General features: G+C 69.8%; 11 protein-coding genes. 7 read left to right on the top strand and 4 right to left on the bottom strand.

Going from position 1 to position 13,664, the window contains the following annotated elements; all coding sequences use genetic code 11:
• Positions 1-15 precede the first annotated feature (15 nt).
• Positions 16-1,743, bottom strand: coding sequence for a dihydroxy-acid dehydratase (gene ilvD, locus VMD50_RS12545; RefSeq protein WP_325428069.1), 1,728 nt, complete (start codon positions 1,741-1,743; stop codon positions 16-18).
• Positions 1,744-1,820: 77 nt separating this feature from the next.
• Between ilvD and ricR the strand changes: the two genes are divergently transcribed.
• The 5 genes from ricR to VMD50_RS12570 all read left to right on the top strand — a co-directional run bounded on the left by ricR (position 1,821) and on the right by VMD50_RS12570 (position 7,526).
• Positions 1,821-2,123: a copper-sensing transcriptional repressor RicR gene (ricR, locus tag VMD50_RS12550; protein WP_325428070.1), complete on the top strand. Its 303-nt coding sequence runs from the start codon at positions 1,821-1,823 to the stop codon at positions 2,121-2,123.
• A 119-nt stretch (positions 2,124-2,242) separates the two neighbouring features.
• Positions 2,243-3,493: an MFS transporter gene (locus VMD50_RS12555; protein ID WP_325428071.1), complete on the top strand. Its 1,251-nt coding sequence runs from the start codon at positions 2,243-2,245 to the stop codon at positions 3,491-3,493.
• A 117-nt stretch (positions 3,494-3,610) separates the two neighbouring features.
• Positions 3,611-4,609 (top strand): L,D-transpeptidase, encoded by a 999-nt coding sequence (locus tag VMD50_RS12560; protein ID WP_325428072.1) that lies wholly within the window; start codon positions 3,611-3,613, stop codon positions 4,607-4,609.
• A 105-nt stretch (positions 4,610-4,714) separates the two neighbouring features.
• Positions 4,715-5,311: a TetR/AcrR family transcriptional regulator gene (locus VMD50_RS12565; RefSeq protein ID WP_325428073.1), complete on the top strand. Its 597-nt coding sequence runs from the start codon at positions 4,715-4,717 to the stop codon at positions 5,309-5,311.
• Positions 5,301-7,526 carry a molybdopterin-dependent oxidoreductase gene (locus VMD50_RS12570; RefSeq protein ID WP_325428074.1) on the top strand — a complete coding sequence of 742 codons (2,226 nt, stop codon included), beginning with the start codon at positions 5,301-5,303 and terminating at the stop codon, positions 7,524-7,526. Before VMD50_RS12565 ends, VMD50_RS12570 begins: the two co-directional genes overlap by 11 nt.
• Here VMD50_RS12570 and VMD50_RS12575 read toward each other — a convergent pair.
• On the bottom strand, positions 7,523-9,502 hold the full coding sequence (locus VMD50_RS12575; RefSeq protein WP_325428075.1) for a M13 family metallopeptidase: 1,980 nt from the start codon (positions 9,500-9,502) through the stop codon (positions 7,523-7,525). The two genes, VMD50_RS12570 and VMD50_RS12575, sit on opposite strands and share 4 nt — an antisense overlap.
• Positions 9,503-9,544: 42 nt before the next feature.
• Here VMD50_RS12575 and VMD50_RS12580 point away from each other — a divergent pair, with 42 nt between their 5' ends.
• Complete coding sequence (locus tag VMD50_RS12580) at positions 9,545-10,207, top strand: hypothetical protein (protein WP_325428076.1); 663 nt, start codon at positions 9,545-9,547, stop codon at positions 10,205-10,207.
• Complete coding sequence (locus VMD50_RS12585; protein WP_325428077.1) at positions 10,204-10,893, top strand: hypothetical protein; 690 nt, start codon at positions 10,204-10,206, stop codon at positions 10,891-10,893. The genes VMD50_RS12580 and VMD50_RS12585 overlap by 4 nt, the downstream gene beginning before the upstream one ends.
• Here the strand turns inward: VMD50_RS12585 and VMD50_RS12590 are convergent, their stop codons facing one another.
• Both VMD50_RS12590 and VMD50_RS12595 read right to left on the bottom strand, forming a co-directional pair.
• On the bottom strand, positions 10,894-11,430 hold the full coding sequence (locus tag VMD50_RS12590; protein ID WP_325428078.1) for an XRE family transcriptional regulator: 537 nt from the start codon (positions 11,428-11,430) through the stop codon (positions 10,894-10,896).
• A partial coding sequence (locus VMD50_RS12595) for an MMPL family transporter (protein ID WP_325428079.1) occupies positions 11,427-13,664 on the bottom strand: 2,238 nt, incomplete at its 5' end. The genes VMD50_RS12595 and VMD50_RS12590, both read right to left, overlap by 4 nt.

The raw sequence follows: 13,664 nt of genomic DNA on the forward strand, positions 1-13,664 counted from the left end.
GGAACGCGGTTCGGGCTAGCCGCAGACCGCGCCGTTCGCGGCCGAGCTGACCAGCTTGACGTACTTGGCCAACACCCCAGTCTTGTAACGGGGCGGGGGAGGGGTGAAATCCCTTCGCCGCGCCTCGAATTCGGGCGGGTCGGCCAGCACGTCGAGGGTGCGGCCGGCCACGTCGAGCCGGATCCGGTCGCCGTCGCGAAGCAAGGCGATCGGCCCGCCGTCGATCGCCTCCGGCGCGACGTGTCCCACGCAGAGGCCGGTCGTGCCGCCGGAGAACCGGCCGTCGGTAAGCAGCAGAACGTCCTTGCCGAGGCCGGCGCCCTTGATCGCGCCGGTGATGGCGAGCATCTCGCGCATCCCGGGACCGCCCTTGGGGCCCTCGTAGCGGATCACCACGGCGTCGCCCTTGGTGATGGTGCCGTCCTCGAGCGCGTCGAGCGCGGCGCGTTCGCCGTCGAAAACCCTTGCGGTGCCTTCGAACACGTCGGAGTCGAAACCCGCCGTCTTGACCACCGCGCCTTCGGGCGCGAGCGATCCGTGCAGGATGGTGATCCCGCCGGTCGGGTGGATCGGGTTGTCCAGGGCCCGCAGCACCTTGCCGTCCGGGTCGGGCGGGGCGATCGCGGCCAGGTTGTCGGCGACGGTCTGTCCGGTCACCGTCAGGCAGTCGCCGTTCAGCAGGCCCGCGTCCAGCAGTGCCTTCATGATCACCGGCACGCCGCCGATGTGGTCGACGTGGGACATGACGTGCCGGCCGAACGGCTTGACGTCGGCCAGGTGCGGCACCTTCGACCCGATCCGGCTGAAGTCGTCGAGGGCGAGCGCGACGTCGGCCTCGTGCGCGATGGCCAGCAGGTGCAGCACCGCGTTGGTCGAGCCGCCGAACGCCATCACCACCGCGATCGCGTTCTCGAAGGCCTCCTTGGTGAGGATGTCGCGCGCCGTGATGCCGCGCCGCAGCAGCTCGACGACGGCCTCACCGCTGCGGCGCGCGAACCCGTCGCGTCGGCGGTCGGTCGCGGGCGGGGCCGCGCTGCCCGGCAGCGACATGCCCAGCGCCTCGGCGGAACAGGCCATGGTGTTGGCGGTGTACATGCCGCCGCACGCGCCCTCGCCCGGGCAGATCGCGCGCTCGATGGCGTCGACGTCCTCGCGGGGCATCAGTCCGCGGGCGCACGCGCCCACCGCCTCGAACGCGTCGATGATCGTGACCTCACGCTCGCTGCCGTCGGACAGCTTGGCCACCCCCGGCAGAATGGAGCCGGCGTAGAGGAACACGGCCGCGAGGTCCAGGCGCGCGGCGGCCATCAGCATCCCGGGCAGCGACTTGTCGCAGCCGGCCAACAGGACCGAGCCGTCCAGCCGCTCGGCCTGCATCACGGTTTCGACGCTGTCGGCGATCAGTTCCCGCGACGGCAGCGAGAAATGCATCCCCTCGTGGCCCATCGAGATGCCGTCGGACACCGAGATGGTGCCGAACTCGAGCGGGTAGCCGCCGGCCGAGAACACGCCCTCCTTGACCGCCGTGGCGAGCCGGTCCAGCGAGAGGTTGCACGGCGTGATCTCGTTCCAGGACGAGGCGACCCCGATCTGCGGCTTGGCGAAGTCCTCGTCGCCCATGCCTACCGCGCGCAACATGCCACGGGCGGCGGCCTTCTCGAGGCCGTCGGTGACGTCGCGACTACGCGGTTTGATGTCGGCGATCGGCGCCGAATCGGTGGGTGTGGCCTGCCCTGAAGTCATCGTGCAAGTATGCCGGGCCGCTCGTGCCCGCAAACGGCCGGGTCATACCCCATCGGGGTATGGGGTAGACTCAAGCGGTGACGAGTGCACACGGATATTCGCAGCAGAAGGACAACTACGCCAAGCGGCTGCGGCGCATCGAGGGCCAGGTGCGCGGCATCGCGCGCATGATCGAGGAAGACAAGTACTGCATCGACGTCCTCACCCAGATCAGCGCGGTCAACAGCGCCTTGCGATCGGTGGCGCTGAATCTGCTCGACGAGCACCTGGGCCACTGCGTCACCCGCGCCGTGGCCGAGGAGGGGCCAGACGCCCCGGAAAGGGCCCGAGAGAAGCTGGCCGAGGCCTCGGCCGCGATCGCGCGCCTGGTCCGTTCCTGACCGCTTGTCGGTGGGCGTGTTGAACCGCTAACTCGCGGGAACCTATTGTTGCGGTGCGTACGGTAGGTGCAGCGCGATTTCGCCAGCAGCCTTGCCCGGCCGATTGCGTGCCCCAACCGATGACTGCCATGACTGCCGCCACCACCACTGCCGCGCGAACGTGGACGCCACGGGTCGCGGCTCAGCTTGCTGTGCTGGCCGCCGCCGCCTTCGTCTATGTCACGGCGGAAATCCTGCCGGTGGGCGCCCTGTCGGCGATCGCCCGGAACCTGCATGTCAGCGTGGTGCTGGTCGGGACCCTCCTGTCCTGGTATGCGCTGGTGGCGGCCCTGTCGACGTTTCCGCTGGTGCGCTGGACGGCGCACTGGCCGCGCCGGCGCGCGCTGGTGTTCAGCCTGGTCTGCCTGACCGTCTCGCAACTGATCTCGGCGCTGGCGCCCAACTTCGCGGTGCTGGCCGGCGGGCGGGTGTTGTGCGCGCTCACCCATGGCCTGCTGTGGTCGATCATCGCGCCGATCGCCACCCGGTTGGTGCCGCCGAGCCACGCCGGGCGCGCCACGATGTCGATCTACATCGGCACCAGCCTGGCGCTGGTGATCGGCAGCCCTCTAACCGCCGCCATGAGCCTGATGTGGGGCTGGCGGCTGGCCGCGGTCTGCGTCACCGTCGCCGCGGCCGTCGTCACCGTGGCGGCCTGGCTACTGCTGCCTGAGCTGGTGCTCACCGACGACCAGCTCAAGGGTGTGGGTCCGCGGGCGCGGCACCACCGCAATCGCCGGCTGATCATCGTCAGCCTGATCACCATGGTCGGGGTCACGGGCCACTTCGTGTCGTACACATACATCGTGGTGGTCATCCGCGACGTCGTCGGGGTGCGCGGTCCGAATCTGGCCTGGGTGCTGGCCGCCTATGGCGCCGCCGGGGTGGTCGCCGTGGGTCTGGTGGCGCGCCCCCTGGACCGCCGGCCCAGGGGCGCGGTCCTTCTCTGCATGGCCGGACTGACCGCCGCGTTCGTGGTGCTCACCGCGCTCGCGTTCGGCGGCGTGCCGGCCGCGGCCCGATATTCGGTGGCGCTGATCGGGACGGGCGCGATCGTGGTGTGGGGCGCGATGGCCACCGCCGTGTCGCCGATGATGCAATCGGCCGCGATGCGCAACGGGGCCGACGATCCCGACGGGGCATCGGGGCTCTATGTGACGGCGTTCCAGGTGGGCATCATGGCCGGCTCGCTGGCCGGCGGCCTGCTCTATGAGCGCAGTCTCGCGCTGATGCTGACCGCCTCGGCGGGCCTGATGGCCGCCGCCCTGGTCGCGATGGCGGCCAATCGGCAGACACTGGACGTTGCCCCGGCAAGCTCACGCAATTCATAGCTGCGGAGGTCAGCGGAGGGAAACGCGTCTCAGGCCGGCCGCCGACGGCCTCGGCGGAGATAGCTGGTCCGCGCGCTATGCCACACTGTTTCGGAGATGGCGACAGGAGGGATGCATATGTCGGGCTGGACTGGGAGGGGCCTCCTCGCGGCCCTGAAGGCGGCCGGATTGGCCTCGATGTTGACTGGCGTGCTGGTGCTGAGCGCGGGCCCCGCGCTGGCGGACCCGGACCCGGCCCCCGGCGATCCCGGGGTTGTCGCGCCCCCCGCCCCGCCCGCGCCGGACCCCCTTGCGGCCCCGCCGCCTCCTGCCCCGCTGGGGCTGCCGCCGTTGCCCTTCCCCGGTGCTGCGCCGGTGGCGGCGGGTCCCGCCGCCGGGCAGAACCCGGCGCCGTTCACGGGGACCCCGCCGTTCGGGCCGCCGTCGTTCGTCCCGAAGAACGGCTCGACGGTGGGGGTGGGCCAGCCGATCATCATCAACTTCCCGGGGCGCGTCGATGACGCCGGCGCGGCCATCGACGCCGTGCACGTTTCGTCGGTCCCGCCGGTGCCCGGCAAGTTCTACTGGATGACCCCGACGCAGCTGCGCTGGCGCCCCCTGAGCTTCTGGCCCGCCCACACCGCGGTGACGGTCGACGCCGGCGGCACCGTGTCCAGCTTCCAGACCGGCGACACCCTGGTCGCCACGGCGGACGACGCCACCCACCAGTTGACCGTCACCCGCAACGGCACCGTGGAGAAGACCATCCCCATGTCGATGGGCATGACGTCGGGCAATCACCAAACGCCCAACGGCACCTACTACGTGCAGGAGAAGATGCCCTCGGTGGTGATGGATTCCTCCACCTACGGCGTCCCGGTCAACTCGACGTACGGCTACAAGGTGACCGTCGATCTGGCCGTCCGGTTCGACAACGTCGGAGACTTCGTGCACAGCGCCCCGTGGTCGGTGGACGACCAGGGCAAGCGCGACGTCAGCCACGGCTGCATCAACATCAGCCCCAGCAACGCGAAGTGGTTCTTCGACAACTTCGGTCCCGGCGACCCCATCGTGGTGAAGAACTCCAGCGGCGGCGACTACAAGAAGAACGACGGATCAGCCGACTGGATGAATTAGCTTCGCCGAGCAGACGCAGAATCGCCCCTTCCCTCGCGGAACGGGGCGATTTTGCGTCTGCTGGGCCCCTTTCGCAGGCGCGCTGTTATGTATAGCATCATACATATGCCTGGCCCACGCGAGCGGATGGTGGTGTCCGCGGCGCTGCTGATCAGGGAGCGCGGCGCGCACGCCACCGCGATCTCGGACGTGCTCGAGCACAGCGGCGCGCCGCGCGGGTCGGCGTATCACTACTTCCCGGGCGGGCGGACCCAACTGCTCTGCGAGGCCATCGACTACGCCGGCGAGCACGTTGCCGCCGCCATCGGCGAGGCGCCCGGCAGCCTCGAACTGCTGGACACGCTGATCGACAAGTACCGCCGCCAGCTCCTCGAGACCGATTTCCGCGCCGGGTGCCCCGTCGTCGCGGTCTCCGTCGAAGCCGGCGAGCAATCCGACCGCGAGCGGATGGCGCCGGTGGTCGAGCGCGCCGCGGCGGTGTTCGACCGCTGGTCGGACCTGATCGCCCAGCGCTTCGTCGCCGACGGCATTGCGGCGGAGCGTGCCCACGAATTCGCGGTGCTGGCGACGTCCGCGCTCGAGGGGGCGATCGTGCTGGCCCGGGTGCGGCGCGACCTCACACCCCTTGATGTCGTCCACCGCCAGTTGCGCAACCTGCTGTTGGCCGAGACGCCCGGGAAGGAGCCCCACGATGACCGGTGACTGGCAGCCCACCGCCTGCATCCTCTGCGAATGCAATTGCGGCATCGTCGTCCAGGTCGAAGACCGCCGGCTGGCCCGCATCCGGGGCGACAAGGCGCACCCGGCGTCGCAGGGGTACACCTGCAACAAGGCGCTGCGGCTCGACCACTACCAGAACAACCGCGCCCGTCTGACCTCGCCGCTGCGCCGCCGCGCCGACGGGACCTTCGAGGAAATCGACTGGGACACCGCGGTTGTCGAGATCGCCGAGGGGTTCAAGCACATCCGCGACGCCTACGGCGGGGACAAGATCTTCTACTACGGCGGCGGCGGGCAGGGCAACCATCTGGGCGGCGCGTACAGCGGCGCCTTCCTGAAGGCCCTGGGCGCGCGCTATCGGTCGAACGCGTTGGCGCAGGAGAAGACCGGCGAGGCCTGGGTCGACGCTCAGCTCTACGGCGGTCACACGCGGGGCGAGTTCGAGCACGCCGAGGTGTCGGTGTTCGTGGGGAAGAACCCGTGGATGTCGCAGAGCTTTCCCCGCGCCCGGGTGGTGCTCAACGACATCGCCAAGAACCCGGCCCGGTCGATGATCGTGATCGATCCCGTCCTCACCGACACCGCGAAGATGTCCGACTTCCACCTGCGGGTGCGCCCGGGGACCGACGCCTGGTGCCTGGCGGCGCTGGCCGCCGTCCTCGTCCAGGAAAACCGTTGCGATGAAGCATTTCTCGCCGGGCACGTGCGCGGCACCGAGGCCGTCCGCGCCGCCCTACGGGAGGTTCCGGTCGGCGACTACGCGCAGCGCTGCGGGGTCGACGAGGAGCTGCTGCGCGCTGCCGCGCGGCGCGTCGGCGCGGCCGCCAGCGTCGCGGTGTTCGAGGATCTCGGGGTCCAGCAGGCGCCCAACAGCACCCTGTGCTCCTATCTGAACAAGCTGCTGTGGATCCTGACCGGAAACTTCGCGAAAAAGGGTGGCCAGCATCTGCATTCGTCCTTCGCCGCGCTGTTCAGCCCGGTCTCCGGGCGCACGCCCGTCACCGGCGCGCCCATCATCGCCGGGCTGGTGCCCAGCAACGTGGTGCCCGAGGAGATCCTGACCGAGCACCCGGACCGCTTCCGGGCCATGATCGTGGAGAGCAGCAATCCCGCCCACTCGCTGGCCAATTCGGCCGCCTGCCGCGAGGCGTTTCGGGCCCTGGAGCTGATGGTGGTCGTCGACGTGGCGATGACCGAGACCGCCCGGCTCGCTCATTACGTGTTGCCCGCGGCGTCACAGTTCGAGAAGCCCGAGGCCACCTTCTTCAACTTCGAATTCCCGGCCAACGCTTTCCAATTGCGCCGGCCGTTGCTGCAGCCGCTGCCGGGCACCCTGCCCGAACCGGAGATCTGGGCGCGGCTGGTGCGCGCGCTCGGCGTGCTCGACGAAGCCGACCTGCGCCCGCTGCACGAGGCCGCGCGGCGCGGCCGCCAGGCCTACGCCGAGGCATTCCTTAACGCCGTGGCCACCAATCCGACTGTGGCGAAACTGGTTCCGTACGTGCTCTACGAGACGCTGGGGCCGACGCTGCCCGACGGGATGGCCGGCGCGGCCGCGGCGTGGGGGCTCGCCCAGAAGACCGCCATAGCCTACCCCGAGGCCGTCCGGCGGGCCGGCCACGCCGACGGCGACGCGCTGTTCGACGCGATCCTCGACAACCCGTCGGGCGTCACGTTCACCCGGCACGAGTACGAGGACGACTTCGCGCTGATCGGCCACGCGGACCACAAGATCGCGCTGGAAATCCCCGAAATGCTGCGTGAGCTGGCGGCTTTGGCCGCGACGGCGCCCCAGTTGACCACGCCGGAGTTCCCCATCGTGCTGTCGGTCGGCGAGCGGCGCGCCTACACCGCCAACGACATCTTCCGGGACCCGTCCTGGCGCAACCGCGACGCCGACGGGGCGCTGCGGGTCAGCGTCGAGGACGCCCAGGCCCTCGGGCTCGCGGACGGGCAACGGGCCCGGGTCAGCACCGCGGCCGGCAGCGCCGAGGCGACGGTCGAGATCACCGAGACCATGCTGGCCGGGCATGCGGCCCTGCCCAACGGTTTTGGCCTCGACTACGTCGACGACGACGGCAACACCGTCGTTCCCGGCGTCGCCCCGAACGCGCTGACTTCCACGGAATGGCGCGACCCCTACGCCGGCACGCCGTGGCACAAGCACGTGCCCGCCCGGATCGAAGCGGTGGCTTAGTTCCAGATCCTGACCCGGCTCTTCGGCTCCAGGTACAGGGCATCGCCCTCGGTCACGTCGAAGGCGTCGTAGAAGGCGTCCAAGTTGCGGATGACGCCGTTGCACCGGAACTCCGGCGGCGAATGCGGGTCCACCGCAAGCCGCCGGATCGCTTCCGCCGCACGGGATTTGGTCCGCCACACCTGGGCCCAGCCGTAGAAAACGCGCTGCACGCCGGTGAGTTTGTCGATGGCGGGGGCGGGCTTGCCGTTCAGCGACAGCTGGTAGGCCAATAGCGCGATGGACAACCCGCCGAGGTCGCCGATGTTCTCGCCGACGGTGAAGGCGCCGTTGACGTGGTACCCGCCGTCGAGCCCCCTGGGCACGTACGCGTCGTACTGCTCGATCAGCGCCTTGGTGCGCGTGCCGAACTCGGTGCGGTCGTCGTCGGTCCACCAGTCGACCAGGTTGCCGTCCCCGTCGTATTTGGAGCCCTGGTCGTCGAAGCCGTGCCCGATCTCGTGGCCGATCACCGACCCGATCCCGCCGTAGTTGGCGGCGTCGTCGGCCTCGGCGTCGAAGAACGGCGGCTGCAAGATGGCTGCGGGGAAGACGATTTCGTTCATGCCCGGGTTGTAGTAGGCGTTGACGGTCTGGGGCGTCATGAACCATTCGTCGCGGTCCACCGGGCCGCCGAGCTTCGCCAGCTCGCGGTCGTGATTGATCGCGTGGCCGCGCTGGTAGTTGCCGTACAGGTCGTTGCGGTCGATCACCAGCGCGGAGTAGTCCCGCCACTTGGTCGGGTAGCCGACCTTGGCGGTGAACTTGTCCAGCTTGGTCAGGGCGCGCTCGCGGGTCTGCGGCGTCATCCAGTCCAGCTCGCTGATGGACAGGCGGTACGCCGCCTTCAGGTTGTCCACCAGGGCGTCGATCCGGGCCTTGGCGCCCGGCGGGAAATGCTGCTGCACGTAGAGCTTTCCGACGGCATCGCCCAAGAGGCTCTCCACCAGCGACACCGCGCGCTTCCAGCGCTCGCGGATCTGCTCGGCGCCGGTCAGCAGGCGGCCATAGAAATCGAAGTCCGCGGCGACAAGCTCGTCGGTCAACCAGGCCGCTCGGGCGCGGATCAAACGCCAACGCGCCCAACGCTTCCAGTCCTCGATGTCCTCGCTGTCCCACAGCGCCGCGAACGCGCTCAGGTAGTCCGGTTGGCGCACAACCACTTCCGCGAGGGCGTCGGGGGTGCTGCCCAGCGCCCTCGCCCAGCCGGCCCAGTCGAAGCCCGCCGCCTCGTCTTGTAGCTCGGCGAAGGTGCGCAGGTTGTAGCTGAGGTCGGCATCGCGGCGCTTGACCACATCCCAGTGCGCGGCCGCGAGTTTGCTCTCCAGCGCCACGATCCTGGCCGCGGTATCCGCGTGATCGCCGCCGCCGAAGACGAGGCCGAACATCCGCGCGATGTGTCCCGGGTAGGCGGCCAGCACGGCGGCGTGCCGCTCCTCGCGGAAATACGACTCGTCGGGCAGTCCGATGCCCGATTGGGAGAAGTGCACCAGATAGCGGGCCGAATTCTTGGCGTCGGTGTCCACATAGAACGCCACGCCGCCGCCGACGCCCGTGCGTTGCAGGGCGCCGATCGCGGCGGCCAGGGCCGCGGGATCCGCACAGGCGTCGATCAAGGCCAGCTCGTCGAGCAGCGGCGCCAGGCCCCTGCGCTCGACGGCGTCCTCGTCGAGGAAGCTGGCGTAGAGGTCGCCGATGCGTTGTGGGTCGGTCCCCGCCGGGGCCCCCTGCTCGCTGGCTTCCGCGATCAGGTCGCGAACCTGCTCCTCGGCCCGGTCGAACAGGTGACGGAACGCGCCGTCGGTAGCCCGGTCCGGGGGGATCTCGTAGTCCGCCAGCCACCGGCCGTTGACATGGCCGAACAGGTCGTCTTGGGGGCGGGCGTTCGCGTCGACAAACCTCAGGTCTAAGCCCGATCGGATGGCCTCTACAGTCACCCCGCCATCCTTCCATCTTCTTTTGGGTGCAACGATCGGCCCATGTCCGACGACGCCGACACGGTCGAATGTGAAGACGACGTCGAAGCTAAAGATGACGTCGAATCCGAGGACGACGCCGGGCCCGAACCGGCGGGCGGCCGGATCTTCTCCCCCTACGGCATCGCGTCGACCGTTCTGGCCGTGCTGGCGTTGGCCGCGGTGGTGCTCGGCTACTTCATCTGGTCGGCTCACCGCGACGAGGTGGGCGAGCGCGCCTACCTGACCCGCGTCATGCAGACGGCCGCCGAGTGGACCGGCGTGCTGATCAACATGAACAGCGGCAACGTCGACTCCAGCCTGCAGAAGCTGCATGACGGAACGGTCGGAGAACTCAATGCGGACTTCGACGCGGCCGTGGAGCCCTACCGGCAGGTGGTACAGAAGCTGCAGTCGCAGAGCGCCGGCCGGATCGAGGCGGTGGCGATCGAAACGGTGCGCCGCAACCTGGACTCCCAGCCCGGCGCCGGGCGACCCCAGGGATCAGATGTCGTCACCACGAAGTTGCCGCCGTTCGCCACCCGGACGGACTCGGTGATGCTGGTCGCGACGTCGGTCAGCGAGAACGTCGGGGCCAAACCGCAGGTGGTGCACTGGAACCTGCGGCTCGACGTCTCCGACGTGGACGGCAAGCTGATGATCTCGGGACTGGGATCCATCCGATGAGAAACCTGTGGCGGCTGCTGGCCTTCGACATCGTGGCGCCACTGGCCGCCGTCGCCGCGCTGCTGGGGATCGGCGTGGTTCTCGGCTGGCCGCTGTGGTGGGTGTCGGGATGCACGGCGCTGCTGGTGCTGATCGCCGAGGGCGTTGCCGTCAACTTCTGGCTCCTGCGCCGCGACTCGGTCAGCGTCGGCACCGACGACGACGCGCCTGGGCTGCGGCTGGCCGTGGTGCTGCTGTGCACGGCCGCCCTGTGCGCGGCGGTGCTGACCGGCTATACGCACTGGACGAGGCCGGACCGCGACTTCAGGAAGGATTCCCGGGAGGTGGTGTCGGTCGCCACCGGGATGGCCGAGGCGATGGCGTCGTTCACCCCGGGCGCCCCGACGAGCTCCCTCGACCGGGCCGCGGCGCTGATGGTGCCCGAGCAGGCGGGCGCCTTCCGCGACCAGTACACGAAGTCCAGCGCCGATCTGGCCCAGCACAACGTCACGGCGCAGGCCGCCACGCTGGCGGCCGGGGTCGAGGCCCTCGGGCCGTCGGCGGCCAGCGTGGCGGTGATCCTGCGGGTGACCCAGAGCGCGCCCGGCCAGCCCCCCAGTCAGGTCGCCCCCGCGCTGCGGGTGACCCTGGCCAAGAAGGGCGGCAGCTGGCTGGTGGCCGACGTGACGCCGATCAACTCACGTTGATCAGTTGGATTCGGTCGATCGCGCGGACTTCACCTTGACGAACCGGTCCGACAGCCGGCGCATCCGGATCATCAGCGCTGACGTCGGGCTGATGCTGCCGTCGAGGTAGGTGCCCAGATCCTCGGGCGACACCCCGATGCGCGACGCAAACTCCTGTTCGCCCAGGCCCGACCGGTCGATCAGCAGCCGCACGTGGCGGGCCACCTCGGCGCGCTCGTTGGCCTCCAGGTGGCTGCGCGCTCGCTCCAGCACCTCCCACAGGGCCTTGGAGATGCCGTAGGGTCGCGTCCCCTCGAGGACCTCTTCGACCTGGCGGGCGGTGCGCCCGTACGGGTCGCGCTTCAGCGCCGCGGCGATACGCTTCCAGGTGGCGATGTCACCGCCTTGCAGGGCCGAACGGATCGCGGCCGTCGGCCAGAACTCCACCGGCTGGTCGGAATCCTGGAACGCTCCGGCAGGTCCCCCGTCGGGCCTGCGCTGATCGCCGACGGCGGGCTGGGGCGGCGGCGCCGGGCGTCGCTCGGATGCCAACGTCACCTCGCCTCCTCCAGCATCGCTACGGCCACCGACAGGCAGCGCTGCCTGACATCTTCCCAGTCTGCCTCGGCGTCGGGTTTCGACCAGTGATTGTCACTGAAATCGGCGGGATGCGGATCCGCCAGCCGGCGGACCAGCTGCGTTGCCATCCATTCGCGCCTGGGCGTTTGACACCAGTAATACCTGTCCATGCCGGCCAGCACCACAGCGGCGGTCTCCGGCTCCACGGTGTCCACCATGTCAGCAAAATCGGCGTAATCGCGGCTGCTGTTACGGCACATGATCAAGTAGCCCTTGAGGCGCAGCGCCTCCGCTCCGGTCGGGACGAGCAGGCGGTCACCGGTGGGCAGCTGCACGTTCGTGGTCTCCACCGGGCTGCGCCGCTCGTACCTCGGCGGGTCACTGTCCCCTGACTCCGAGACGTCGGTCTGCAGCGCGTCGATGGCAACCGACAGCCGCCCCCGCCACAGCGTGACGGGATGAACCGGGCGGTCCCCCGCGATCGCGCGGGCGATGCCGTTGCGCGACGCCAGGCCGCCGACCAGCTTCTTGGCGCCCGCGTGACCGTTGCCGCCGTTCCTGGCGGCCGGGCTCACCCCGGCCCCCGCGTCGTCATCGATGTTGACCTGGTGGGGGATCTGTCCGGGGCCGAGCCCCCGGCTCCCGGCGGCGCCGGCGTGACCCGTCTTGCCGTTACCACCGCACCCGGTGAAGGCCAGCGGGTCGGCCACGCAAATCGCGTCGGGCGCAAGGTGTTTGAGCTTCGCGGCCGACTTGAGCACCATGCGCAGGTCGGCGCTGGGCGCCGTCAGCTCGGAAATGTCGTCGGGGATGACCACGACGTCGCCGAGGTCGACCTCGGGCAGCGGCCTGTCGAAGTCGACCGAGGGCAACACACGGCGCAGCCAGTCGGGCAGCCACCAGTTCCACTGGGCGAACATCGCCATCAGCGACGGGACCAGGACCAGCCGCACCACCGTGGCGTCCACGGCGATCGCGACGGCGCACGCCACCCCGATCTCGGCGACCAGCGGCATGCCGGCGAACGCGAAGCCGATGAACACCGCGATCATGATCAGCGCGGCGCTGGTGATGGTGCGGGCGCTGGTGCTCACGCCGTAGGCGACCGCGTCGCGGGTGTTCCCGGAGTGCAGGAAGCGCTCCCGGATGCGGGTGAGCAGGAAGATCTCGTAGTCCATCGACAGCCCGAACGTCATCGCCAGCACCAGCGGCGGAACGGTGCTGTCGATCGAGCTGATCTGGGTGAAACCGAGCCCCTGCAACCAGCCCCACTGGAAGACCATCACCAGGCTGCCGTAGGCGGCGGCGACCGACAGCAACGTCATCAGCACGCCCTTGAACGCCAAGAACACCGAGTGGATGGAGATCAGCAGCATCACGAACGCGATCAGCGCCACGAACAGCAGCACGAACGGCTCGGTCTGCGACACCCGGTCGTCGAAGTCCTTGATCAGCGCGGTGGGGCCGCCCACGTCGACCCGCGCCGTTCCCGGGTCGGGAATCTTGGGCAGCTGCGTGCGCATCCAGCCGACGGTGTCGCGGGCCTTCATGTCCTCGGGATCCACCGACAACACCGCCGACAGCAGGGCGCTGCCGTTGTCCTCGGCGAATTGCGGCGGCGACACCGAGACGATGTTGGGGGCCTGCGTCATCTTCTGACGGATCGCGGCGACCGTCTGGCTGTGCTCGGGTGAGGCGGCGGCGCCATCGGGAAAGCTGATCAGCACCCGGATCGGCCCCAGTGCGCCGGGCCCGAGCGCCTGGGCCGCGGCGCCGACACCGGCCCGGATCTCGTGGGACGAGTCGAACTGGCGCAGCAGGCTGTTGCCCAGCACCATCGATCCCGCCGGCACGGCCATGAGGAGGAGCACCAGCGTCGCCGCCACCGCCGACGCCCACGGCCGGTGCATCACCCATCCGATCCAGCGATTCCAGAACCGCGACTGGGTGCCCTCGGGCTGACGCGACCAGTGCAAGAGCCGTGACCGCTTGGCCGCCGCCCGGCCGAACGTCGCCAGCACCGCCGGCGTCAGGGTGGCCGCCGACAGCATCGCGACCGCGACGGCCAGGATCGCGCCGGTGGCCATCGACTTCAGCGCCGGGGTGTTGATGATGTAGATGCCGGTCAGGGACGCGACGACCGTCATTCCCGACAGCACCACCGCCAGCCCGGAGGTGGCCATCGCGGCGTCCACGGCCTCGGTCGGCTGGCG

This window comes from Mycobacterium sp., from assembly GCF_035506235.1.
Taxonomy (GTDB): Bacteria; Actinomycetota; Actinomycetes; order Mycobacteriales; family Mycobacteriaceae; genus Mycobacterium.